The 22,117-nt window shown below is 65.5% G+C and carries 20 protein-coding genes and 3 pseudogenes; 12 read left to right on the top strand and 11 right to left on the bottom strand.

Annotation, left to right across the window (positions count from 1 at the left end):
- Nucleotides 1-125 precede the first annotated feature (125 nt).
- Nucleotides 126-533, top strand: a complete 408-nt coding sequence (locus tag V1260_RS15625) for a zinc-binding dehydrogenase (protein WP_329747735.1) — start codon at nucleotides 126-128, stop codon at nucleotides 531-533.
- Between the two features lie 368 nt (nucleotides 534-901).
- Here the strand turns inward: V1260_RS15625 and V1260_RS15620 are convergent, their stop codons facing one another.
- Complete coding sequence (locus V1260_RS15620) at nucleotides 902-1,717, bottom strand: LuxR C-terminal-related transcriptional regulator (RefSeq protein WP_329747734.1); 816 nt, start codon at nucleotides 1,715-1,717, stop codon at nucleotides 902-904.
- Between the two features lie 92 nt (nucleotides 1,718-1,809).
- On the opposite strand from V1260_RS15620, the gene hxlB reads away from it, so the two are divergent.
- The 3 genes from hxlB to V1260_RS15605 all read left to right on the top strand — a co-directional run bounded on the left by hxlB (nucleotide 1,810) and on the right by V1260_RS15605 (nucleotide 3,978).
- Entirely contained in the window at nucleotides 1,810-2,382 is a 573-nt protein-coding gene (hxlB, locus tag V1260_RS15615; protein ID WP_329747733.1) for a 6-phospho-3-hexuloisomerase, read from the top strand.
- A gap of 53 nt (nucleotides 2,383-2,435) precedes the next feature.
- Nucleotides 2,436-3,059, top strand: a complete 624-nt coding sequence (hxlA, locus tag V1260_RS15610; RefSeq protein WP_329747732.1) for a 3-hexulose-6-phosphate synthase — start codon at nucleotides 2,436-2,438, stop codon at nucleotides 3,057-3,059.
- A 289-nt stretch (nucleotides 3,060-3,348) separates the two neighbouring features.
- The gene (locus V1260_RS15605) at nucleotides 3,349-3,978 is read left to right on the top strand and encodes a recombinase family protein (RefSeq protein WP_329747731.1); all 630 of its coding nucleotides are present in this window, start codon (nucleotides 3,349-3,351) and stop codon (nucleotides 3,976-3,978) included.
- A gap of 21 nt (nucleotides 3,979-3,999) precedes the next feature.
- On the opposite strand, the gene V1260_RS15600 is transcribed toward V1260_RS15605, so the two are convergent.
- The 6 genes and pseudogenes from V1260_RS15600 to V1260_RS15575 all read right to left on the bottom strand — a co-directional run bounded on the left by V1260_RS15600 (nucleotide 4,000) and on the right by V1260_RS15575 (nucleotide 11,539).
- Nucleotides 4,000-4,935: a hypothetical protein gene (locus tag V1260_RS15600; protein ID WP_329747730.1), complete on the bottom strand. Its 936-nt coding sequence runs from the start codon at nucleotides 4,933-4,935 to the stop codon at nucleotides 4,000-4,002.
- An 83-nt stretch (nucleotides 4,936-5,018) separates the two neighbouring features.
- Nucleotides 5,019-7,775 (bottom strand): DNA methyltransferase, encoded by a 2,757-nt coding sequence (locus V1260_RS15595; RefSeq protein WP_329747729.1) that lies wholly within the window; start codon nucleotides 7,773-7,775, stop codon nucleotides 5,019-5,021.
- Between the two features lie 83 nt (nucleotides 7,776-7,858).
- Nucleotides 7,859-8,644 (bottom strand): annotated as a pseudogene (locus V1260_RS15590) (ISL3 family transposase); the annotation flags it as partial.
- Nucleotides 8,645-8,646: 2 nt separating this feature from the next.
- Nucleotides 8,647-9,738, bottom strand: coding sequence for an IS110 family transposase (locus tag V1260_RS15585; protein ID WP_442878169.1), 1,092 nt, complete (start codon nucleotides 9,736-9,738; stop codon nucleotides 8,647-8,649).
- Nucleotides 9,739-10,041: 303 nt separating this feature from the next.
- Nucleotides 10,042-10,596, bottom strand: a pseudogene (locus V1260_RS15580) (ISL3-like element ISPfr2 family transposase); the annotation flags it as partial.
- A 631-nt stretch (nucleotides 10,597-11,227) separates the two neighbouring features.
- Nucleotides 11,228-11,539, bottom strand: a complete 312-nt coding sequence (locus V1260_RS15575; RefSeq protein WP_014909223.1) for a putative quinol monooxygenase — start codon at nucleotides 11,537-11,539, stop codon at nucleotides 11,228-11,230.
- 107 nt (nucleotides 11,540-11,646) lie between these two features.
- Here V1260_RS15575 and V1260_RS15570 point away from each other — a divergent pair.
- Nucleotides 11,647-11,904: pseudogene (locus V1260_RS15570) on the top strand (AraC family transcriptional regulator); the annotation flags it as partial.
- A 264-nt stretch (nucleotides 11,905-12,168) separates the two neighbouring features.
- Here the strand turns inward: V1260_RS15570 and V1260_RS15565 are convergent.
- On the bottom strand, nucleotides 12,169-12,651 hold the full coding sequence (locus tag V1260_RS15565) for a hypothetical protein (protein WP_329747727.1): 483 nt from the start codon (nucleotides 12,649-12,651) through the stop codon (nucleotides 12,169-12,171).
- Between the two features lie 109 nt (nucleotides 12,652-12,760).
- A complete protein-coding gene (locus V1260_RS15560; protein ID WP_329747726.1) occupies nucleotides 12,761-13,786 on the bottom strand; it encodes an HAD-IIA family hydrolase in 1,026 nt (341 codons plus the stop codon).
- Between the two features lie 110 nt (nucleotides 13,787-13,896).
- Between V1260_RS15560 and V1260_RS15555 the strand changes: the two genes are divergently transcribed.
- Genes V1260_RS15555 through V1260_RS15545 form a run of 3 tightly spaced genes read left to right on the top strand, consistent with a single transcriptional unit; the run spans nucleotide 13,897 to nucleotide 16,119 of the window.
- A complete protein-coding gene (locus V1260_RS15555; protein WP_329747725.1) occupies nucleotides 13,897-14,343 on the top strand; it encodes an RpiB/LacA/LacB family sugar-phosphate isomerase in 447 nt (148 codons plus the stop codon).
- A complete protein-coding gene (locus V1260_RS15550) occupies nucleotides 14,340-15,191 on the top strand; it encodes a transketolase (RefSeq protein WP_329747724.1) in 852 nt (283 codons plus the stop codon). Before V1260_RS15555 ends, V1260_RS15550 begins: the two co-directional genes overlap by 4 nt.
- The gene (locus tag V1260_RS15545) at nucleotides 15,181-16,119 is read left to right on the top strand and encodes a transketolase family protein (RefSeq protein ID WP_329747723.1); all 939 of its coding nucleotides are present in this window, start codon (nucleotides 15,181-15,183) and stop codon (nucleotides 16,117-16,119) included. Before V1260_RS15550 ends, V1260_RS15545 begins: the two co-directional genes overlap by 11 nt.
- A gap of 44 nt (nucleotides 16,120-16,163) precedes the next feature.
- Here the strand turns inward: V1260_RS15545 and V1260_RS15540 are convergent, their stop codons facing one another.
- On the bottom strand, nucleotides 16,164-16,901 hold the full coding sequence (locus V1260_RS15540; RefSeq protein WP_329747722.1) for a GntR family transcriptional regulator: 738 nt from the start codon (nucleotides 16,899-16,901) through the stop codon (nucleotides 16,164-16,166).
- Between the two features lie 154 nt (nucleotides 16,902-17,055).
- Here V1260_RS15540 and V1260_RS15535 point away from each other — a divergent pair, with 154 nt between their 5' ends.
- The 4 genes from V1260_RS15535 to dhaK are packed head-to-tail and all read left to right on the top strand — an operon-like array spanning nucleotide 17,056 to nucleotide 20,410.
- Nucleotides 17,056-17,934 carry a class II fructose-bisphosphate aldolase gene (locus V1260_RS15535; RefSeq protein WP_329747721.1) on the top strand — a complete coding sequence of 293 codons (879 nt, stop codon included), beginning with the start codon at nucleotides 17,056-17,058 and terminating at the stop codon, nucleotides 17,932-17,934.
- Nucleotides 17,931-18,704, top strand: coding sequence for an HAD-IA family hydrolase (locus V1260_RS15530; RefSeq protein ID WP_329747720.1), 774 nt, complete (start codon nucleotides 17,931-17,933; stop codon nucleotides 18,702-18,704). Before V1260_RS15535 ends, V1260_RS15530 begins: the two co-directional genes overlap by 4 nt.
- An 18-nt stretch (nucleotides 18,705-18,722) precedes the next feature.
- Nucleotides 18,723-19,364, top strand: a complete 642-nt coding sequence (dhaL, locus tag V1260_RS15525; RefSeq protein ID WP_329747719.1) for a dihydroxyacetone kinase subunit DhaL — start codon at nucleotides 18,723-18,725, stop codon at nucleotides 19,362-19,364.
- Nucleotides 19,365-19,414: 50 nt separating this feature from the next.
- A complete protein-coding gene (dhaK, locus tag V1260_RS15520) occupies nucleotides 19,415-20,410 on the top strand; it encodes a dihydroxyacetone kinase subunit DhaK (protein WP_042540855.1) in 996 nt (331 codons plus the stop codon).
- Between the two features lie 306 nt (nucleotides 20,411-20,716).
- Here dhaK and V1260_RS15515 read toward each other — a convergent pair whose 3' ends face one another.
- The gene (locus V1260_RS15515) at nucleotides 20,717-22,003 is read right to left on the bottom strand and encodes an ISL3 family transposase (RefSeq protein WP_329746494.1); all 1,287 of its coding nucleotides are present in this window, start codon (nucleotides 22,001-22,003) and stop codon (nucleotides 20,717-20,719) included.
- Between the last annotated feature and the right edge of the window lie 114 nt (nucleotides 22,004-22,117).

The following is a 22,117-nucleotide window of genomic DNA, read 5'->3' as shown; positions in this document are numbered from 1 at the left end:
GTTTGAATCCGCCAAGGATCGACCTCCCCGAGCCGAAGCGCGTGCCGCTACAGCTCGGCGGAGGTCGGTCAGCTTCGTCATCGCATAAGTCGCGCCCGGAGAGCGGAAAACTCCTCGAACCTTAAATGGCCTCCCCTGCAATGGCGAATCACCCTTTTCGGCCGGCAGATGCAGGAGGGCTCCGCGGCGAGGGCTTCGCACAAGCGGTGCGCGAGCACTACCCCGCCGGGGTGGATGCGCTGATCGACGGTGCCGTACAGGGGAACGAGATCGCGGCCGCGATCAAGGACCGTGGAACGGTGATCACCCTGCGCGGATACGACCAACCAGGCGAGCGGGGCATCGTGTTCCAGCCGATCGTGGTGGTCGACTACGCCCGTGCCTCGGAGAAGTTACACACCCTTGGCCGCCAGGCCGAAGAAGGCCTGCTGAGCCTGCGCGTAGCCCAGGAGCTCCCGATGGACCAGGCTCCCCAGGCTCACCGGCGCCTGGAAGCAGGAGGGGTGCGCGGGCGGCTCGTCCTGGTCTTCTGAGGTGGCGACAACGGGAGCGCCGTTACCTACTACCTCACGAAGCGTGTAGGGCCGAGGACATGCCGGTATTGGAGGGGGGAGGTGCCGGCATGCCCTCGACCGTTATCGACGGTAGACCAGCACCCTGTGCGCATGAACCGCTGTGGACACCCGAGGATTACCTGACTTGCCCCGAGGTGTTGGGCCGGGAGCACTCACCTTCTGAGGCGGTCTCATGCGGTTGGTGCCACTGAGGGTCGTAGTGAGTTTGAACGGAGGACCTGTCATTCTGAATCGGCCCAGGTTCTCTGCCGCTACTTTGTGGGTTGGGACTGCTGCGTCGATAGGTGTCAGTCTGACCTCACCTATCGGTGCGGCAGGCCCTCCCGTCAGTGGGTGATGGACGCTAGCTCGGCGCGGGTGCGGGCGCCGTACTTCCGTAGCAAGTTGGCCACGTGGTACTTCACAGTGTTCGCCGTGATCCCGAGCTGGTCACCGATACGCTGGTTCGAGATACCGGTCACGACCAGACGCAGCACCTGCTTCTCGCGGTCGGTGAGCTCCTCGGCGCCCTCCACGGTGAGCGCTGCGCTGGGCGGGTCCAGTGGGATCTCGATCCGCAGCGTCGTCCCCCAGCCCGGGGTCGTCTCCACGTCCATGGTTCCGTCGAGCCCCGCGACTCGCTCCACGATCGGACGCAGTGTGTCGTCGTGCGCCGTTACCGCGATTCCCCCGTCGTCACGGACCTCCATCAGCAGGTTGCGGCCATCGCAGTCCCAGCCGATCCGGGCGCGTGCAGCGTCCGCGCGGTCCATGAGCGAGAGCACTGCTGTGCGGGAGATGGCGCGGGCTTCCCGAGCGACCGGGCCCGGCAGCGCCCGTCCTCGCGCAGGAGGCTCTGCGAACTGGACCTGCAGCGGCCCGGAGCGGATCAGAGGACGCAGTTCGGTGCGCAGGCGCGAGAATGCCTCGGCTACCGGCTCGAGCACGCTCTCCTGCTGCTCATGGACCGAACGAGCACGGATGAGTGCGGAGGAGGCGATCTCCGTGGCCTCCCTGCGCGCGGCCGCATCCGCGAGTCGGCCGGAGCGGAGCACGGCAAGGATCGATTCGAGGGTGATCGCATGTTGATCAGCCTGCTCGGTCAGGCCACGGTCCCGCGACAGGGAGCGGGCACGTTCCAGCGGGGTCGGGAGGTCGCTCACTCCGCCACTCTAGCCCGACCTGGGAGGCCCACCCGATCGAACGGGACGCCCCGCTCATCGGGCAGCAGTACACCGCCGCGGACCGGCCAAAGATGGTCGACATGGAAGAACGAAGCATCCAGGATTCGCTGACGCGGATCATCCACGAGATCGAGGGGACAGCTTCCCTGCCCGACGCGCCCGCGCTCGCGGCCGCCGTCGAACTGACAGCGAACGCCCGGCGGGTCTTCGTCCACGGCGCCGGACGCTCCGGGCTCGCGCTGCGGATGACGGCCATGCGCCTCATGCACCTCGGGCTGGAGGTCCACGTCGTCGGTGAGACGACGACCCCGGCGATCGGAGAGGGCGACCTGCTCCTGACCGCCAGCGGTTCCGGCACGACCTCGGGAGTGGTGAGCGCGGCTGAGACGGCGCGATCCGTCGGCGCCCGCGTCATCGGGATCACGACCGACCCCGAGTCACCGCTTGCTCAGCTGTCCCACGCCGTCCTGGTCATCCGTGCGGCGACGAAGACAGACCGGTCCGAGCAGCAGTCGGCCCAGTACGCCGGCAGCCTCTTCGAGCAGCTCCTCGTCCTCGTCGGCGACGCTCTCTTCGACGTCCTGTGGCAGAAGAGCGGTCAGAGTGCGGATGCGCTCTGGCCCCGTCATGCCAACCTCGAATGACCTTTCTTCCCCGTTCCATCATCGACACCACCACGAGAAAGAGACACCCTGATATGCGACTGCAGTTCGCCATGGACACCCTGACCACCGAGTCCGCCCTCGACCTCGCCGCGAAGGCCGCCCCCTACGTCGACATCCTCGAGCTCGGCACCCCTCTGATCAAGAGCGAGGGCCTCGCGGCGATCACGGCGGTTAAGGCCGCCCACCCCGACAAGACCGTCTTCGCCGATCTCAAGACCATGGATGCCGGCGAGTTGGAAGCTGACATCGCCTTCGCGGCCGGCGCGGATCTGGTCACCGTGCTCGGAGTCGCCGGTGACAGCACGATCGCCGGCGCGGTCGCCGCGGCGACCAAGCACGGCAAGGGCGTCGTCGTGGATCTGATCGGTGTGTCCGACAAGGCCGCACGGGCCCGAGAGGTCGTCGCCCTCGGCGCCGTGTTCGTGGAGATGCACGCCGGCCTCGACGAGCAGGCGGAGGACGGCTACAGCCTCGACGCCCTGCTCGCCGCCGGCGCGGCCGCCGAGGTCCCGTTCTCCGTCGCCGGCGGCGTCAGCGCGGACTCCGTCGAGGCCGTCCAGCGGGCAGGAGCAGACGTGGCCGTCGCGGGCAGCGCCATCTACAGCGCTCCCGACGTTGCCGCCGCGGCAGCCGCCATCCGCGCCGCCATCCGTTGAACAGCGTCCACCGCACCCTGTGAAGGGAAGGTCTGGGACCTGGCTCTGCACCTTCCTCGCTGGGCGCGGTGGACGGGCATCAGGGACGATCGCTCGTGGCAAGGCGGAACGCGCGACCGTAGTCCATGCGGGGCGGACGAGATGTTGCTCGTGAGTCCCATCGTTTGCGGCACAGCACCGGCGCTCCATTGGGGTATACCCAAACGCGACAGCCACCCGCGAATCATCGCCCCTGTTCCACCGTGTCCAATACCGGCTTTTGGCACATGTCGCGGCTAGGGTTATAGACATGAATGAAACACATCGCGCTCCGGGGCAGCGCGTCGCGTACCTGCGGGTGTCATCGGCCGGCCAGAACCTCGCGCGGCAGCTCGAAGCGGTGGGGGAGTGCGACGAGACCTTCACCGAGAAGCAGTCCGGCAAGAGCGCGAAAGATCGCCCGGAGCTGCAGGCGCTCATCCGGCACGTCCGCCGCGGCGACCACGTTGTTGTCGCGGCGATGGATCGTCTCGCACGCTCGGTCATCGACCTCAACGACATCGTCCAGCAGATCACGGGCGATCCCGCCGAGCACACCGAGCAGCAACCACGTAAAGGTGCGAGCGTCGAGTTCCTCAAGGAGCGGCTCACCTTCGCCCCGGGCGGCGCGGATCCGATGGCTGCGTTCCAGCTGAACATGATGGGCGCGTTCGCGCAGTTCGAGCGCGAGCTCATCCGGCAGCGCCAGGCCGAGGGTATCGCCGCCGCGAAGAAGCGCGGCGTCTACAAAGGCCGGCCCCGCACCCTCGAGAGCGACCAGATCCGCTCCGTCCGCAACGCCGCCCTCGCCGGGACACCCAAAGTTCAAATCGCGCGTGAGCACGGCATCAGCCGATCCACGCTGTACCGATACCTCGAGCAGCCCGAGTCGCCGTTGTAGGGGTAGTTCGGGTTGATGTTGTCAGACGATGGCTGCTCCGATGGCGGCCAAGCTCTGGATGACCGCTCCTCCGGCTGCGCTACCCGCGGCGCCAGCGGCGGCCATGGTCGCTTTCGTAATGAGCGCGTGCAGAACTCCCGTCTCGGCCTGCTGGTCAGCTGCAGCTTCGAGCTCATCGACCACTGCGGAGACCTCGCTGCGCACGAGCTCGTCGAGGTCCTCCCGGGCGAGGACTTCGCGGGTGGCTGCGATGCCCTCGCTGATGCGCTCGATCTGAGCATTGGTAATCGTGATGTTCTGGATGCTGTGGTCGCCGGTCTGAATGGCCCCGCCCTCATTGTTAAAGGTCTGGGCCTGGATGCCGACGCGCTGCTCGAAGCTCATCGTCTGCCCGCGATCGAACAGGCCGCTTGTAAGCAGGGCGTCCGGGCGCATGAGGGCGGTTCTGCCACGAGAGGTGATCTCTACCCGCAGGTGTGACGCCTGCAGCGTGTTAAGCGACTTGGTGTGCTTCGTTTCTTCGAGGAGATCAAGTGCCTGCTCGCGCTCTTCGGGTGCGACGGGTGTGCGTCCGTCCTCGTGAAGGTCCCAGCTCATCCAGTCGTCGCGAGCTGCTTCGCCGTCAGCGGCCTTGAGGTTTTCGAGGATGGTGCGCATGGTGTGCTCGAGCCGAAGCTGTCCCTCTTCGAGGGATGTCCGGAGCCCTGTGGCGATGCGTGCGCCCTCTGGGGTCAGCCGCCAGCCGCCCGACATGCGGCCGCTCGAGACCGCTAGGTCTGCGTCGCTCAGCTTGCCGAGCTGATAGAGCACGTCGCGCTCCGTCATGTCAGAAGATTCCGCGAGTCTCTGATGCGCTGCGTAACTGCCGGGGACCCCGGCGGTCATCTCCGCGAGCTTCAGTAGCAGCTCGCCCCTGCCGGACTGGTGGAGCTGGGCGTGAGTGTGGCTGTCGTTCATGCTGCCTCCTGGAGACGAGGACGGGACAGCTCCACCTTCGGGGAGAGGTCCGACAGTTGAAGTGACCCAGGGGTCGCCTGTGCTTATTTGGCCGTCATGTCGGCGTACCTCTCGAAGAGGATCCGCGCCCGCTCCTCGTTCGAGGTCACCTTCTTCTTGGCGCCCAAGGCCCGGTCGACGAGACGGTCGAGAGCGTCGTGCGCTGCAACGAGGGATGGATCCATCGCAAGTGAGCTGTAGTGCTGGGCCAGGGATCGCTCTGGACGTTGAGTGCGAGCGGCGAGCACCTCGTGGCCGGCGGCGATGATCGGGGAGGCCTGATCGTCCGTGAGGGCGGGGAGGGGGAAGTTGTTCCAGGTGATCGTGCTGGAGAAGCTGATCCTCGACTCGAGCCTGCCTCCTACCGCTTTCATCCACGTAATGAATGCAGAGGACGAGGCGATCGCGAAGATGAGCCCTGACGTATCGATGGCGCCGTAGACCTTGTTGGAGATGATGGTTCCGGGCTCGAGGTGCGCCACAGGTAGGTAGCGTCGACTCTCCGAGCTAACCTCCGGGATGGCGACGATCGGGACGTCTTCGACGATGCCGAACTGTCTGAAGAGGTGGTGGTGCGGGTACTCGCGGGTGCTGGCCGCTTTGGATGCGGAGCGGAAGGCGCGGACAGCGTCGACGCGGTCACGCAGGACCGCGGAGTGGCGCAAGTCTTCCGGTTCGAGATCCACGAGCCACAGGCACCAGCGCTTCTGCCCGTTGATTAGTTCCCGGGAGCCCACGTAGGGCCGCATGTACTTTGCAGCGATCGGGTCCGCCATGGCCTCAGCCTGCTGGTCGGGAGTGATTACGAAGTTCCCGTCATCAGTGGCCATCGACCCCTTCACGACGGTCGGCATCGTCGGGGACAGGGGCGTGCCGCGTTTCTCCACGAGGATGTTCCGGCCGTCGAGCAGATAGGCGTTGACGCCGACGTGTACGGGCACCTCTTCGGGTGAGCCCTTGAGGTCCGGGTAGGTGAACAGCCGGCTCCTCGTCTTCGGGCTCTGGGTGAAGCCGATGATCACGCAGTGGACCGCTGCGGCCCCGGGTGCCTCACTGGACCAGGCGAAGGTCTGGTGCGCGAACTTGATCCTCCATCCGGCGTCGAAGATCGGTGCGAAGAGGCGCGCAGGTTGGTCGCCTTGAGTGATGGAGCTGGTGGTGACGAAGGCCCACTGGCCGCGGTATCTCGGGCTGCTGAACAAGGCGAGGGCCTTGGCGTGCCAGCCGGTGACGTAGTCGAGGCGGGAAAGTACCTTGTTGCCGCCCCAGGCGCTGCGGAGGTCGGCGAGCTGGTTGGCCCCGCGAGTGTGGTCCCCGAGGAATGGGGGGTTGCCCATGATGGTCAGAGATGTCGTCGCCGGGATGATCTGTGCCCAGTCCGCCTGTAGAGCGTTGGTGACGGTGATCCGTGCCGAGTCCTGCAAGGGGAGCATCGGCACGGAGTAGCCGAGGGTGAGGTTCACGGCCTGGTTGGCCTGGTGCTCGACGAGGAACATCGCGGTGCGGGCGATGGTGGCCGGCCACTCCTCGAGTTCGAACCCGTAGAACTGTGACAGCCGGACATGGACGCGCGACTCCGCGTCTAAGGACAGCTGAGTCCTGGATGGGTCGAGCTGCTGGAGGCGCTCGTGAATGCGGAGCTCAAGGGCGCGCAGCTCGCGGTAGGCGATGATCAGGAAGTTCCCGCACCCGCAGGCGGGGTCGAGCAACATCAGCGATCCGAGATGCTCGAGTAGCCTCTCGAGCTCGCGTTTCTTGGCGTGCGCTTTGGTGAACTGGTCCTCGAGCTCGTCGAGGAACAGCGGCTTGATGAGCTTAAGGATGTTGGTCTCGGTCGTGTAGTGCTCGCCGAGCTCGCGGCGGGCTTTCTTGGACTTCACGGCCTGGAACATGGAGCCGAAGATCGCGGGGGAGATGCTGGACCAGTTGAAGTACGCGGCCTGCAGCAGCAGCTCGCGGGAGGCCCGGTCGAAGTAGGGGATCTCCACGGCCTCGCCGAACACGGAGCCGTTGACGTAGGGGAACGCCTGGAGGAGGTCATCGTCGCGCCCGTACCGCTTGTCCTCGGGCTTGTTCAGGGCCTGGTATAGCGTGGTCAGCTGCGCGCCGAGGTCGGAGCCGTCTTCGCTGGTGCGCTCTTCGATGTACCGGGAGAACAGGTCGCGATCCCAGAGGCCCGAGTCGTCGGCGTACAGGCAGAACAGGGTCCGGATCAGGAAGATCGAGGCCTGGTGCTCGTCGTACCCAGTGGCCTCGAGGTGCTCGTACAGCTTGGCCATCAGCTGGGCGGCCTTGATTGACGCGGTCTCCTGCTCGACGGAGCCGAACTTCGCACGCCGGTAGCCGGCGAGGAACATCAGATCCTCAACGTGCGCGGGCAGCTCCTCGAGGGGGAACTCCAGCAGCTCGGTCTCGGGGGAGTCCGCGGCGAGGTCGAGCAGCCGGAAGTGCTTGAAGTCGCTGGTGATGACGAAGTCGGGCCGCTCGTTTTCGGTCAGAGACTCCATGTAGTCCAGCGCCTGAGCTTCAGCCTTGGCGAGGTCTGCGCCCGTGGACTTCATTTCGACCAGGGCGGTGCCGGAGATCAGTGCGTCGATGTAGCCCTGACCGCCGGTGGAGGCGCGCTGGGCGCGCTTCTCGTAGAGCGCCGCGCCCGAGCGGGTGATGCCGAAGACCCGGAGCAGGTCCCGCACGAAAGACTGTGCTTCCCCGCGCTCGTACCCTTCCGCGTCCCGCCACTGCGCGACGAACGCCCCTGCTCGAGAGCGGATGTCGGGCAGTACGAGAGGCTTCTGACTCATGACCACATCTTCGCAGTTCCCTCGGGGTGGGGGCGGGTGCTCGCGCGAGCCGTGGGGCGAAGTGGCACGGGACCTAAAGGGGCTCATCCCAATCGGGGGTGTAGGAGTTGGGGTCTGAAGCCGCCGGTCTCGAGCAGGCTTCGGGCGATGTAGTTGGTCAGGTTGCGGAACCCGAGTGCGGAGCCGCGCAGGTGTTCGAGCCGTCCGTTGAGCGCCTCGGTCGGCCCGTTGCTGGTGCCGGGTCGTTCGAAGTAGGCGAGCACGTCAGCGGCTCGCTTCTTCAGGGTCCGGCCCAGGGTGGTGAGCTCGGTGAGCACCTTGGGGACGCCGGCGCTGAGGTCGGTGATCAGCTTCTCCATGAGCTCACGGCCACGTTGCCGGTCCTCGTGGCGATAGGCGGCGATCATGCGCTGGTAGACACCCCAGGTCGCCTCGACCTCGACGTGAGCGTCATCAACGAACAGCGCGCGTAGCCTGTCGCTCTGCTTGTCGGTGAGCAGGTCCGCGCCGGTGTGCAGCGTGCGCCGCGACTTGTAGAGCGGGTCGTCCCTGAACCCACGGTGCCCGTGGATCGCGAGTTGGACCCGGCGCCGGCACCTGTCGAGGGCGTCACCGGCCAGGCGCACGACGTGGAAGGGATCCATCACCGTGACCGCGTCCGGGACCTCCTCTGCAGCGGCGGTCTTGAACCCGGTGAAGCCGTCCATCGCGACCACCTCGACCGCGTCACGGAAGGCGTCGTCGCGGTCGGCGAGCCAGGTCTTGAACGCCGCCTTCGACCGGCCCTCGACCATGTCCAGCAGCCTTGCTGGGCCGGCGCCATCGCGGACCGGGGTGAGGTCGATGATCACGGTGATCCTTCTATGTCTTGTCAAGGTGCTCCAAGCACGAGCTGAGTCTCGGTTCCAGCGTTGGCTGATGCGTTGAGGAGGCGGAAGAGTTGACGGGCGAGGTAGCGCTTGAGGATCCTGCGGATCTCGCGGGTTGTTCGGCCCTCGGCGCGACGCCGTTCGACGTAGGTGCGCGTTTCGGGGTGATGGGTCATGCGCGTGATGACAGCCATGTGCAAGGCCTGGTTCAAGCGTCGATCGCCGCCGCGGTTCAGGCGATGGCGCACGGTATTGCCTGAGGACGCGGGGATCGGGTTGACTCCGGCCAGCGATGCGAAGGCGGCCTCATCGCGCAGCCGTCCCTCGTGTGACCATGCGGCCATCACCACGGCGGCCGTGACAGGCCCGACGCCGACCTTGGCCAACAGTTCCTTCGCCGGGCTCTGCTCGATCAGGTGCCTGGTAGTCGTGGTGTTCTCCGCGATCTCCTGGTCCAAGTCGATGATGCGTTTGGCCAAGCGGACCGCCTCCGCCCTGGCCGTAGTAAGCGCGATGTCCTCGGCGCGACGGCGCCACTTCGCCACTTCGGCGACCTGCGCGCCGGTCAGCGCCCGACGAGCGTCGAGGCCGAGTGCGAAGCTCCGGAGCAGAGCAGTCAGCGCGTTGATGGCCGCGGTGCGGTCGGTGGTCATTTGGTCGCGTGAGCTGGCCAGCACCCGAAGTGCTGCCCGCAGGCCCTCGTCCTTGCGTGGCTGACGCAGTCGGTCAAGTTCGAGGGGGAGCACGGCCGCCGCGATCCGGCGAGCGTCCAGAGCGTCGGACTTGCCCACGCCGCGGTTGGCGCGAGCGTCCATCCGAGCGGCCTCGACGGCCTGATACCCCGCTGCGGTGGTGGCGGTAAGCAATTTCGCTCCGTAGGAACCGGCGCACTCGATGACCCACAACGTCGCCAGGTCGCCGCCGGTGCGGCGCCCGACCCAGGCAATCGCGCGGTTCGTCCCGGCTTCGGTAGTCGGAAATTGTCCCTCGTCGATGACGGCGCCGGTTGGCGAAGTGAGGATCGATAGAGCGTGGTTGCGAGCGTGAGTGTCCACGCCGATGACGAACTGGTATGCATGCGCGACGATGGTCACGGCGGTACGGGTCCTTCCTATCCAGGTTTAACGGTCCGGCCGCATGGGCCGGCGCCGGTCCGGAGAGGAGCCACCACGGGGCAGGTCTGTGATGAGTCACGATCCCGCGTGACGCAGAATCGGACAGCCTTCTGATCAGGTCACCGAGGTGGGCCGAGAACGGCGCCGGCCACCCCATCAGGCGGACAGATCACAGTGAGGGCACCCGGGTTCAAGGGGCCACACGTACTTCGAGTCACGTCCGATGGAGAGCCGGAGCCATTCTCGCCAGCCGGTCCCGGACCAGCCGCTCTGAGACTCACAGACGTACTTGTCGCCACGCCTGGTGTGGCGCCAGACGTGCTCATCGACGCCAATGACCTTCACGCACTCGAACCGCGTGGGGTCGTTGATCAGCAGCCGCTTGCCTTCGGCCAGGACCGCGTTGTTGGCGGTGTCCCACGCGACCCCGAGTCCCTCGGCGACACGGGCGACGGTGAGGTGTGCGACCACGATCCCTTCCAGCGCCCACCGCAGCCCGGTGCGCGAGAGCTTCGCGCGTGGCTCCGCCGCGGCGCTGGTGTCTTGGCGCCACACGTGTCCGCAGTCGGCACAGCGGTAGCGGCGCACTACAACTTCCAGCACGGTCGGTCGCCAGCCCAGCGGCTCGTGGGCCAACCGCCGGATCACGGTGTCACGAGCAGCGCCTTCGCTGCCGCACCGTCGGCACCACTGATCTGGTTCCACCACGCGGCACGCGAGGACCGCACGATCCGGTTCAAGTCGTTGCCCGGTCACGCTCAGACCGAGGCCGTCGAGTCGAGCGAAGGCGGTCAGGTCAGGGCGGCCGAAGCCGGCCGGCGGGGTAGCGTCGGACACGTCGAGGTCTTTCGGATGGATGGCGTAGGAACCTCCGTCGTCGGGAGACCTCGACGTCTATCTGCGGACCGACGCGCCCGGCCGACCTACACCGTCATCTGAGAAGACCCCTGAAACGTCTTCGCCGACGACGGGACCGGCGAGGAGGAGGGCGCGGTGAGCTAAAAGAATGGAGCTTGCTCGGCTTCGACGCCGCCGCAAGCTCCGGTGAAACGGTCGGTACTGGTCGGTCGTCGTCGGTCACCACCGGATGGCGGCGTCCTCCACGCTCGGCGTTTGCGCAGGTCAGCGGTTCGTTCGCCCAGTGGGCGCATCAAGCGATAGACGCAAAGCCGACGTGATTAGGTCGTCGGTTCGATTCCGACAGGCGGCTCCGGCGAACAGCCCCTGACCTGCGGAAACGCAGGGCAGGGGCTGTTCGGTTCTGGTGGTCGCGCGATGCGCTGGCCTCACGGCTCTGCCCAACACCGACGTCGCTCTCCTCTGCGACGGACCCTCGCCGGCTGAGCGCTCGCGGCCGGCATCCTGTCCGTGTGCCGACAGGCCTCGCGCCGCTCGGCAACGCAGCGTGGCGTTGCGTCGCGACCTGGCGACGGCTCGGCGGGGCGCGATCGTCTCGTGCGTTGGCGGACTACGGGAGCTTGGACGCGAGGACGTCGGCCGCCAGGATCTCGGGTGCTGCGCTGAGGAGGTGCTGGTTGGCCATCAGGGCTGCGACGATGGCGCCGTTGGCGTGGGCGTCGCGAGCGGCCTCGTCGGGGAATGCATCGAAGATCCAGAAGGTGTCGGCGTGGGTCCTGACCGCGAACCAGACAATCGTTCCTACTTCTTCGTTGGCGAGTGCGACAGCGCCGGCGAGCAGATCGGCGACCGCGTCGTGCTGTCCATCGGCCGCGACGATCTTGGCGACGAAGGCATACGGGAGTGATGCGGGTGTGGACATGAGGGACTCTCCTTGACGTCGGGGTTCTTCGTGGGACGAGTTCAGCGTATGACGAGCGAGGGCCGGTGGGGAGTGGCGTATACGGCAGTATTGCTATTGTTTACGTCATGCGTATCGGACTGATCGCGATCGACGGCTGCTTCGGTTCGGCTATCGCGTCGATCATCGACATCGTGCGGGTGGCCGACGGAGCCCGCGGCGATGTCGACCCGCGGATCGACCCGATCGAACTCGCCATCCTCGGACCGAAACGGCGAGTGACCACGACGGCATCGATGACCCTGTCGGTGGACCACCCGCTGTCGGAGTCCGGAGAGTTCGACGTGGTCGTCGTCCCTGCGCTTGGAACCCTTACGGCCGCAGCACAGGCCATGCGACGTGCCCCGGCTTCCCGGACGGTCGGGGTTGGGTGGCTGTGATGTCGCTGCGTTCTCGTCGAGGGGGTCAGCAGACTCGATCAGGGTCGATTGGGATGAGACGCGAAGGCGGTCGGGTCAGGGCGGCCGAAGCCGGCCGGCGGGGTAGCGTCGGTCACGTCGAGGTCTTTCGGATGGATGGCGTAGGAACCTCCGTCGTCGGGAGACCTCGACGTCTATCTGCGGACCGACGCTCCCGGCCGACCTACACCCTCATCTGGGAAGAGCCAGATATGCGGTGCCGGCGACCACGACGACGGTCCCTGCGATGACGAGCGTCGTCTTCAGGTCGAAGCGTGAGTCGGCGGCATCCGTGTCGGGCGTCGGCGGGTTTAGTGATGCGAGGTACTCCGCGTCAGCCTGTGCCCGGTCGGCTTTGAGCTGGGCGGCTTGGGCTGCGCGCTTCGCGGCGACCTCGAGCTTGGCCACGGCGACGTCTTCGGCGGTGATGCCGAACGCGTCGATGATCTCCGGGTCGAACTTGCGCTGGGTGAAGTACGGGTTCTGGCGGGGGTCGGGGTGCCGGCCGTTCGTGAGTTCGCGCTCTTTCACCCAGTCGGCGGCGGCAGCCGTTGGTCGCCAGTTGCCGGGTTCGCCTTCGAGGATGCCGGCGTTGCGCAGCGCGACGTTCATGACATCCGCATTCACGCCGAAGGGGTGGCCGAGGTGCCTTGCTGTCTGCATCTGGTCAGCCATGGTGCCCGTCCCCTCCTCGTCGCGCGTCTGCGGGTCGTCTCATCCTAGGGGAGAGGATCTCTGCGGAGCATGAAGACGGCATCTGCTGACGAGCAAGGCGCTGACGCCCTTATTCGAGGGCCATGGCGATGGCGTCGTGAAGCTCAGTGTCGAGTTTGAGATTGTCGTATGCTGCGGCATGTTCCCAGACGAGAGCAGCTGTGGCTCGGATGATATTCATCGGCTCGTTTCCTGGGGCCACGAGGCGCACCCGACGGCCTTCGGCAGCCACGACGGCGTTGGCGACGGTCGATGTGAGGAACTGGTCATTGCGCGCGAGTCGGGTCGAGGGATACGGCAACGCGAGACCACGCAGGTCGCGCAAAATGAAGTCAGGTCGCGCATCGGAGGGTGCGGCGAAAACATCCTGAGGCCGGCTGATGCCGGTGAGGACGAGAGCGCTACTCATCTCGGAGCGACGTGCGCCTCTGATGTCTGTGTCGATCCTGTCCCCAATGAACAGCCATCCGGAGCCGGGGAATCGCTCGCGGGCGGCGTCGAAGAGCGCCGTCTCCGGCTTTCCGGCAGCGAGAGGTTCGCGATTGATGACCGCGCGGACGGCAGCAACGAGTGCTCCGTTGCCAGGTGCCAGTCCGCGCTCGAGTGGAAGTGCGGTGTCGAGGTTCGTCGCGACCCACGGAATCCCGGAGGCGAGAGCGTAAGCAGCTTCGGCGAGGTCATTCCAGCTCACGTGTGGTGAGAAACCTTGCACGACTGCGTCGGGATGCTCATCCGCCGTGCGGACAAGTCGGTACCCCGCCCCTTGGAGCACCGTCGTCAGCCCCGGACCACCGACGACCAGCAGAGAAGTTCCGGGCTCGACAACCCTTGAGAGGAGCAGCAGTGTCGCCTGCGGTGAGGTGACGACATCATCTGCGTCGACGTCCAGTCCCATTGTCGTCAGCTGTTCCGCGACGTCCGCTGCCAGCCGAGAGGCGTTGTTCGTCAGGAACCCCACCGTCTTCGTCTCTCGAGCCGCGTTCAAAGCGGTGACGGCGTGCCGTATGGGTGCTGCGCCGCGGTACACGACTCCGTCGAGGTCGGAGAGGATGACGTCCGCGCTGTCAAGAGGGGTGGGGTGGGCATCTCTGGCCATGCTGTCTCCCAGGTCAATGGGTGGACTATACAGTCCGGTCTTCCATCCTACGCCGATTCGGTCTATCCTCAGCTAGACAAGGCTATACAGGTATAGATAGGAGTCCCCGCATGTTGATCGGTATTGGCTGCGACCCGAATGCAACCACCCTCAAGGATGCCGTCGCTGATTACCTTCGCGAGCTCGGCCACGAGGTTCGTGATTTCGGCTCCGACGACCCCCTGTACTCGAAGACAGCCATCGCGGTGGCGGAAAGCGTCGCGGCGAAGGAGGTCGAGCGTGGTGTCGTGATGTGCGGCACCGGCATCGGCGTCTCCATCTCTGCGAATAAGGTTCCCGGGGCGTACTGCGCACTGCTCACGGACGCGTACCAAGCCGAGCGTGCTCAGCTGAGCAACGACGCCAACATGGTCGCATTCGGAGCTCAGGTCACCGGCGTCGAGTCGGTCAAGCGACTCGTTCGCGAATACCTTTCGGTGTCGTACGTGGAGAACGAGCGGAGCGCTCCGAAGCTCGCCGCTCTGTACGACTACGAAACCGAGAGCACTCGCGTATGAATACCGTCCCGCTGCAGATCGAGGCGGAACTCGCACGCCTCAACGTCCTGCGGATGGTGCGGGCAGGCGGTTCTGGCCACCTTGGAGGAGCACTCTCGTGCATCGACATCGTGACCGCGCTGTACTTCGCGACCATGCGCGTCAACCCGCAAGCCCCGAAGGACCCGAACCGCGACCGGTTCCTGCTGTCCGCGGGCCACAAAGCAATGGCGCAGTACGCCGTCCTCGGCCGGCGCGGCTACTTCGAGGAGACGCTGTACGACACGTACGGCTCCGTCGGCAGCAAACTCGGCGGTCACCCTGACCTTCACAAGCTTCCGGGGATTGAAGCGAACACGGGCGCCCTGGGTCACGGGCTATCGATTGCCGCAGGGATGGCACTTGGCCTTCGCGCAGCGACCAACGGAGGACGGGTTTTCACCGTCCTTGGGGATGGTGAGCTCCCCGAAGGGGCGAACTGGGAAGGCGCGTCTATTGCGGGCCACCACCGACTCGACAACCTCGTCGCTTTCGTCGATGTCAACGATCTGCAGATCTCCGGGCCGACCGCTGAGATCATGAACATGGAGCCGATTGCCGACAAGTTCGCAGCGTTCGGGTGGAACACCGTCACCATCGACGGGAACGATATCGATGCCGTCCTCGACGCCGTCAGCACCGCGGACGGCGAAAAGGGCCGGCCTACTGTCGTCGTTGCTCGCACGACGAAGGCGAAGGGCATCAGCTTCCTGGAAGGGACCCTTGCCTCGCACTACTGGAAGCCGACGGTCGAGGAACTCGACCGAGCCGAACGTGAAGTGCACGCCCGCATCGACAACCTGCGCGAATGGAACGACCATGGCTGCTGAGACGCATACTCTTATCGATCCGCGAAAGACCTTCGGGCAAGCAGTGACCGACCTCGCTGCTAGCGATGACCGTGTCGTCGTCCTCTCCGCCGACAGCGGGCTGTCGTCGGGATTCGGCTCATTTCGCGAGCGCTACCCCGACCGCTACTACGAGTTCGGCATTCAGGAACACGGAACAACGGGCGTCGCGGCAGGTCTCGCATCAACCGGGAAAATCCCCGTGTTCGCAGCCATCGCAGCGTTTGTCACCAACCGGAACTACGAAGCATTCCGTAACGACATCGCGTACATGGGTCAGAACGTCAAGATCGTCGGTCGCAACGGAGGGATCACTTACTCCGACCTCGGGCCCACACACTACTCCCTCGAAGACTATGCAATCATCCGCATGCTTCCCGGTGTCGTCGTCCTCTCACCCCAGGACCCCGGAGAGATCCGGGAGGCAGCGAAGGCGATGATTGAGCACGACGGGCCCGTGTACATGCGCATCGGGGGCCCATCGATCCCCGATCTGTTCCCGCAGGCACCGTTCACCATCGGGGAAGGGCGGATGATTCGGGAAGGGTCTCGCGCAACGGTCGTCACGACGGGGACCATCACCCCGGAGGTCGTGGTCGCGGTGCAACGGCTCGCGGACGACGGCATCGATGTGGACCTCATCGGGATGCCAACTGTCGAACCTGTTGACGCGGCGCTTATCCGCGCGTCCGCTCATCGCACCGGACGCGTCATCACCGTCGAGGAGCACTACACCCGCGGCGGTCTCTCCGCGGCCGTTGGCGAGGCTCTGGCATCCTCGGGAATTCCCGTGCACGCCATCGGGTTGCCGCATGAGCACATCGTCACCGGTACGTACCCAGGACTGCTTGCTCGATACGCGCTTGACGCCGCGGGACTGGACGAGCGCATTCGGCTGCTCGTCCGCTAGGCGGACCCGCTGTGGTGGACCCCGAGTCATCCACCACGGCGGGTTCACTCACGCTTGTAATCGAACTTCAGCCGCACCGTATCGCCGCGGAAGACGATGGTCGAGTACTCAAAGGCCGTCCCTGCCGGGTTCGTGATGACATCCGTCAACAGCAGTGCCGGGTCGCCCTTGCGCAGCTCCAGCAGCTTGGCGTCGATTCCTTCGACGGCGATGACTTCCAGATCTTCGGAGACGCTCTTCATCGACAGATTGAATTTGTCTTCGAGAACCACGCACAGCTGCTCGTTGACGACATCCAGCTGATCCAGTCCCGGCGCGAGGCTCGCTGGCACGAAGGAGCGGTGGACGCTCAGAGGCTTCCCGTCTACCGTTCGCAGTCGTATGATGGCGATGACCTCGGCGCCCGCCGGCAGATTCAGGTGCTCACGCACTCTCGTCGGCGCGGGAACGCGCTCCGTAGAAATCAACGTCGTCGCGATGTCGTACCCGAGCACTTCGAGCTGCTCACGGATTCCTTTGTATGCAGGAGAGACCGCGTTGATCTTTTGCGGGGCGACGAACGTGCCCTTGCCGGCAACGCGGATGAGCAGACCATCACCCGCCAGTTTGTTGAGCACACCACGAATCGTCATGCGGCTCAGGCTGTACTCCCGGTTCAGCTCGTTCTCCGACGGGATGCGCTGCTCGGGTGCCCACTCACCACTGGCGATCTTCGCGTGAAAGATGTCCTCGAGCTGCTGATAGATCGGTGTCGCTGAGTCGCGCTCAATCACGTCCGTCATCTTTATGCCTCCAAAACTTTCCACATGATCTTACCTAGTCCGTCTTGTATAGAGTTGTATAGCCATGTACTCTAGACCACAAGGACCGGAACGAAAGATGTTCTGGCCGGAGCTCGCTGAGGCAGAGCCTGACACAAGGAAGTGAGATCGGACTATGGCCGTATCAACTCATCGTCTCACGACGGGAGCGCGGAAGCACGGATACGCGGTTCCCGCTGTGAACGTCTTCGACGAGATCAGCATGCGCGCGGTCATCGCCGCAGCCGAGGAGAAGGACTCGCCTCTGATTGTCCAGATCTCGACAAAGACTGTTCGCACCTCGGGGACCGCTTTCATCACGAGCCTTTTCCAGGCGCTCACGCGGCACACATCCGTGCCGGTCGCGCTCCACTTGGATCACTGCCCGGACCGTTCTGTCCTCTCTGACGTCATTGCCGCCGGGTGGTCATCGGTTCTCTTCGATGCTTCTGACCGTGATCTTGCTGACGCAGAGCGTGAGACGACGGAAGTCGTCAAGGAGGCTCACGCAGCGGGCGTCGACGTCGAATCCGAGATCGAGAACATCCTCGGGGTCGAAGACGGAGTCGGCAGCGACGAAGCCCACCACGCGTATACCGTCGACCAGCTCGCAGCCATCGCGGAGCGCACCGGTGCTGACCTGCTCGCCCCGCAGTTGGGCACGAGCCACGGCCTGTTCACGTCCAAGCCGACCCTTCTCCCTGAGCGCGCCCGCGAACTCGCGCACCTCACCGACAAGGGAATTGTTCTTCACGGGGGAACCGGCCTTGAGCCGGCCGACTTCCGCGCCTTCATCAACAATGGCGTCTCCAAGATCAACATCTCCACAGCCGTCAAGCACGCGTACATGCAGGCATCGGCGGAGCATCTCGATTGGGCGCGCGCCAACAACCATTGGGATCCGCCGAAGTTGATGACTGCCATCGGTGATGCTGTCACCAGCGTCATCGGTGACCACATCGAATGGTTCGGCTCCGATGGCACGGCAGCCAAGGCGAAGGCCGCCAAGCCGTGACTCGCGCCCTGATCTTCGACTGCGACGGAGTGCTCGCAGACACCGAGCGTGATGGTCACCTGCCCGCCTTCAACGACACCTTCGCGCATTTCAACCTTCCCGTGCACTGGTCCGAGGAGGACTATGCCGAGAAGGTACGAATCGGCGGCGGCAAGGAGCGTCTCGCCTCGCTTCTCACCAGCGACTTCATTGCGTCGGCGAACTTGCCCACGGACGAAGCTGCACAGATCGAGCTCGTCAAGCGGTGGCACCGCTTCAAGACGGACCGCTATACAGCGAAGGTTCGAGCTGGTGAGATGCCGGGGCGGCCCGGAATCGCCCGAATCGTCGCTACTGCACACGACGCAGGATGGCTGCTCGCTGTCGCATCCACGTCCGCCGAAGAATCGGTGCGCGCCGTGCTGGAACATGCGGTCGGTGCAGAGTCCGCCTCCTGGTTTCGTGTCTACGCGGGAGACGTGGTCCCGGCGAAGAAGCCGGCACCGGACATCTACCTGCTCGCTCTGCGGGACCTCGGTGTCGACGCGGCGGACGCTGTGGTCGTCGAAGACAGCCAGAACGGGCTGCGGGCCGCCGCCGCGGCCGGCATCACCACGGTCGTGACGGTGTCCAGTTACACCGCCGACGAGGACTTCACCGAGGCGGCACTGGTCGTTGACAGCCTGGGTGACCAGCCGCAGACGCCAGCGCGCTTCCTTTCCAACCCGCGTGGCGTCGAGGAGACCGGTCAGGTCACCCTCGACACCCTCACTGCCCTCACCACCCGATAACCGAACCCGAGGATCATCATGAGCAGCACCTTCAGCCAGGCGGGCGTCGCCCGCGTCGAGAGCGTCATCAAGCTCATCGCACAGACGTGCGTCGACAACGAGAAGTACTTCAGCGACCTGGATGCCGTCGCCGGCGACGGCGACTTCGGATACTCGCTCGCTCGCGGATTCGAGAACGTCATCGCCGAATGGGACGAGTACGACCGGTCGGATCTCGGCACCTTCATCCAGAAGGTTGCGACAACGATGTCCGGCCGTATCGGTGGCACGTCCGGCCCGATCTGGGGCACGGCGTTCCTTCGCGCCGCTATCTCCGTGAAAGACAAGAACGACATCAGCCCGGCCGATGTGGTCGCGATGCTTCGCTCGGCCGTCGAGGGCATCATGAAGCGCGGCGGCGCCTCCCTCGGAGACAAGACGCTGCTCGACGCTCTGGTCCCGCTCACCGATGCCATCGAGGCGGACCTCGATAAGGGTCTGGACGGCAAGGCCGTCGCTCAGCACGCAGCCGAGGTCGCACGCACCGCCGCCGAAGAGACCGCGAAGCTCGAGGCACATCGAGGCCGCGCATCCTACACCGGTGAGCGCAGCATCGGCTCCCCCGACCCGGGCGCCATCGCGATGGCAGTGCTCGCCGAGCGCATCGCCGAGACCTGGTAACGACTTACCCTCCCTCCACCCCCCATCCAACACAAAGAAGTGAGAACACAATGAAGAAGTTCATCAACGACCCGAAGGCGTTCGTTCCGGAGATGCTGAAGGGTCTGGCCCTGGCGAACCCTGACACGCTCACGTACGACCCGAAGTACAACCTCATCGTCCGCGCCGATGCGCCCAACAACGACAAGGTCTCCATCATCCAGGGCTCCGGCTCCGGCCACGAGCCCGCACACGTGATGATTGTCGGCAAGGGCATGCTGGACGCCGCCTGCCCCGGTGACGTGTTCGCCGCCCCGCCCACCGATTTCGTCGTCGAGGCCGCACGCCGCGTCAAGAGCGACAAGGGTGTGCTGCTGCTGGTGAACAACTACACTGGCGACAAGATGGCATTCGAAATGGCAGAAGAGCTCGCTGCCGCAGAGGGCATCAAGGTGCGCACCCTCTTCATCGACGACGACGTCGCAGTGAAGGACTCGCTGTACACCATCGGTCGCCGCGGCGTCGCCGGCAACTTCTTCGTCATCAAGGCCGTCGGCGCTGCCGCTGAGGCCGGCAAGGACCTCGACGAGATCGTCCGGATCGGCGAGAAGGTCAACGCCGTCACCCGCACCATGGGCGTGGCGCTCACCGCCTGCACCCCGCCCGCCAAGGGCGAGCCGCTGTTCGAGATCGGCGACGACGAGATCGAGGTCGGCATCGGTATCCACGGTGAGCCCGGCCGTGCACGTCAGAAGTGGGTCCCGGCGAACGAGATCGTCGACCTGCTTCTGGAGCCCATCGTGAGCGACATCCCCTACAGCAGCGGCGATGACGTCGCGCTGATGGTGAACGGTCTCGGTGGCACCCCCATCAGCGAGCTGTACCTTCTGTACGGCATCGCACACGAGAAGCTCGCGGCCCAGGGAATTACCCCAACCCGTAGCTATGTCGGCGACTACTGCACCTCGCTGGACATGGCGGGCGCGTCCATCACGCTTGTCAAGCTTGACGACGAGATTCGCGAACTTCTCGAGGCTCCCGCGGAGATCCCGATCCGCACCTTCTGAGCAGCCCCCCCGCTGTGCGGCGTAGGTCACGCTGCGCCGCACAGTCCCGTACCGAGCGCGCCCGGGTAGACCGCGATTGACCTTCCACCTTCTACCCGGGCGCCGCCCCCTCGCACCACCACCATCTGTGACCACGCGCACCCGAGCGCGTGGTTTGACCTGCGCGGACGCAGACGTCCGCGGAAAGGAAACACCATGGACCTCGGATTGATCTTCCTCTCCGAAACGGTCGGAACGGCCCTGCTACTTCTGCTGGGTTGCGGGCTCTTCGCGGTTCGTGGTGAATGACCCTGCTGTGGCGGGTATTCACGCTACGGTTTTCGCGGCGCTGGTCAGCAGGATACGCATCCGGTAGTTCTCGGCGTTGCGGAAGCCACGGCCGATGCGTTTGATGTTCTTGATGCCGGTGTTCGCGGCCTCGACTCGAGCGGTGGTCGCGCCGGTGACGATGAGGACCTCGATCGCGTCCCACCAGGTCACGACGGTGTCGTAGAGCTTGGTCGCCTCGGGCATATTCGCGATCTGCACGAAGTAGCCCATCCGCATCCGTTCCTCCCAGGCCTGAGCCAGGGTGTCGGTCGCCAATAGGCGACGGAGCTGCTCCTTGATGCCCCAGGCGGCGGAGAGCTCGTCGGTGGGGTCATCGGTGCGGAACACCCTCTCCAACCGCTCCCACGCCCTCGGGGTGAGGGTGTCAGCGCCGCGCAGCAGGAGCATCCGGTGCGCCCAGGCCGGGTCATCCTTCCGACCCCGGCGACCGTGATGGGTGCGGGCTAGGCGTTGCCGCACGGCGGTGACCATGTCGTTCCCGAGCTTGACGAGGTGGAACTTGTCGACCGAGACCGCAGCGCGGGGCAGGTAGGTCCGCAGTGCTTTGCGGAACGCGGCCGAGGGATCGATGGCGACGATCTCGATCCGCTCCCGCCAGTCCTCAGAGCGCTGGGCAAGCCAGTCCCCGACGGCGGTGGAGTCCCGGCCGTCGACGACGCCGAGGACCTGTCCGGTGGTCAGGTCGACCAGGGTCGTCATCCATGGCTCGAACCGTCTCCAGGCACCTTCATCGGTGCGGAACCAGCGCACCGACCGGTAGCGGTGCTCATCGATGCCCAGGCGCGTCACTGGCACGTCCTCGGCGGCGGGGAGGACCACTGCGGCCGCCGCCAGCGCGGACTGGACCAGCCACCACGAGACGCCATGGGCCCGGGCGACCTCGGAGGCAGCCCGGCCCGAGGTGAGCACCGCGGAGACGACCTGATCCCGCAGCCGGGTCGTCGAACGCGCACGGTAAGGGACCTGATCGGTGGCTTCCCAGAACGTGCGCCGGGCGCAGGCCGGCTCGAGGCAGAACCAGCGCCGCTTGGCCCACACCACCTCCACCGCCCCGGCCACGGGGACGTCGCGCACCTTCTGGGACCGGCGGGAGTGGACCTTGGTCGCGAGCACCCCGCAGGACGGACAGCCCGGCGGCTCGATGGATTCGATCACCACTCGACGGCCTCCGTCGGGCAGGTCGATCGCGTCTGTGACGCGGTAATCGGGCAAGTTGAAGATCGTGCTCGCAGCATCACGCTGCGAACCAGTATTCTCGTGCACAGGCTCGTGGTCCTCTGAGGTGTGGATGTCTTGACAACACCCATCACAGCAGGACCACGGGCCGTTCTACGCCAGCGACGCGACGCTCTCCTTCACCACGAACCTTGAAGAGCC

Origin of the sequence: Brachybacterium sp. J144 (assembly GCF_036321705.1) — a bacterium.
Classification (GTDB): domain Bacteria; phylum Actinomycetota; class Actinomycetes; order Actinomycetales; family Dermabacteraceae; genus Brachybacterium.
This window is presented reverse-complemented; position numbering and strand designations above follow the sequence as displayed.

What these genes read in the sequence shown, in the direction of transcription:
- V1260_RS15625 (WP_329747735.1), top strand. Translation starts at nt 126, where the DNA reads ATGGCCTCCCCTGCAATGGCGAATCACCCTTTTCGGCCGGCAGATGCA.
- hxlB (WP_329747733.1), top strand. Translation starts at nt 1,810, where the DNA reads ATGGTCGACATGGAAGAACGAAGCATCCAGGATTCGCTGACGCGGATC.
- hxlA (WP_329747732.1), top strand. Translation starts at nt 2,436, where the DNA reads ATGCGACTGCAGTTCGCCATGGACACCCTGACCACCGAGTCCGCCCTC.
- V1260_RS15605 (WP_329747731.1), top strand. Translation starts at nt 3,349, where the DNA reads ATGAATGAAACACATCGCGCTCCGGGGCAGCGCGTCGCGTACCTGCGG.
- V1260_RS15600 (WP_329747730.1), bottom strand. Translation starts at nt 4,935, where the DNA reads ATGAACGACAGCCACACTCACGCCCAGCTCCACCAGTCCGGCAGGGGC.
- V1260_RS15595 (WP_329747729.1), bottom strand. Translation starts at nt 7,775, where the DNA reads ATGAGTCAGAAGCCTCTCGTACTGCCCGACATCCGCTCTCGAGCAGGG.
- V1260_RS15575 (WP_014909223.1), bottom strand. Translation starts at nt 11,539, where the DNA reads ATGTCCACACCCGCATCACTCCCGTATGCCTTCGTCGCCAAGATCGTC.
- V1260_RS15565 (WP_329747727.1), bottom strand. Translation starts at nt 12,651, where the DNA reads ATGGCTGACCAGATGCAGACAGCAAGGCACCTCGGCCACCCCTTCGGC.
- V1260_RS15560 (WP_329747726.1), bottom strand. Translation starts at nt 13,786, where the DNA reads ATGGCCAGAGATGCCCACCCCACCCCTCTTGACAGCGCGGACGTCATC.
- V1260_RS15555 (WP_329747725.1), top strand. Translation starts at nt 13,897, where the DNA reads ATGTTGATCGGTATTGGCTGCGACCCGAATGCAACCACCCTCAAGGAT.
- V1260_RS15550 (WP_329747724.1), top strand. Translation starts at nt 14,340, where the DNA reads ATGAATACCGTCCCGCTGCAGATCGAGGCGGAACTCGCACGCCTCAAC.
- V1260_RS15545 (WP_329747723.1), top strand. Translation starts at nt 15,181, where the DNA reads ATGGCTGCTGAGACGCATACTCTTATCGATCCGCGAAAGACCTTCGGG.
- V1260_RS15540 (WP_329747722.1), bottom strand. Translation starts at nt 16,901, where the DNA reads ATGACGGACGTGATTGAGCGCGACTCAGCGACACCGATCTATCAGCAG.
- V1260_RS15535 (WP_329747721.1), top strand. Translation starts at nt 17,056, where the DNA reads ATGGCCGTATCAACTCATCGTCTCACGACGGGAGCGCGGAAGCACGGA.
- dhaL (WP_329747719.1), top strand. Translation starts at nt 18,723, where the DNA reads ATGAGCAGCACCTTCAGCCAGGCGGGCGTCGCCCGCGTCGAGAGCGTC.
- dhaK (WP_042540855.1), top strand. Translation starts at nt 19,415, where the DNA reads ATGAAGAAGTTCATCAACGACCCGAAGGCGTTCGTTCCGGAGATGCTG.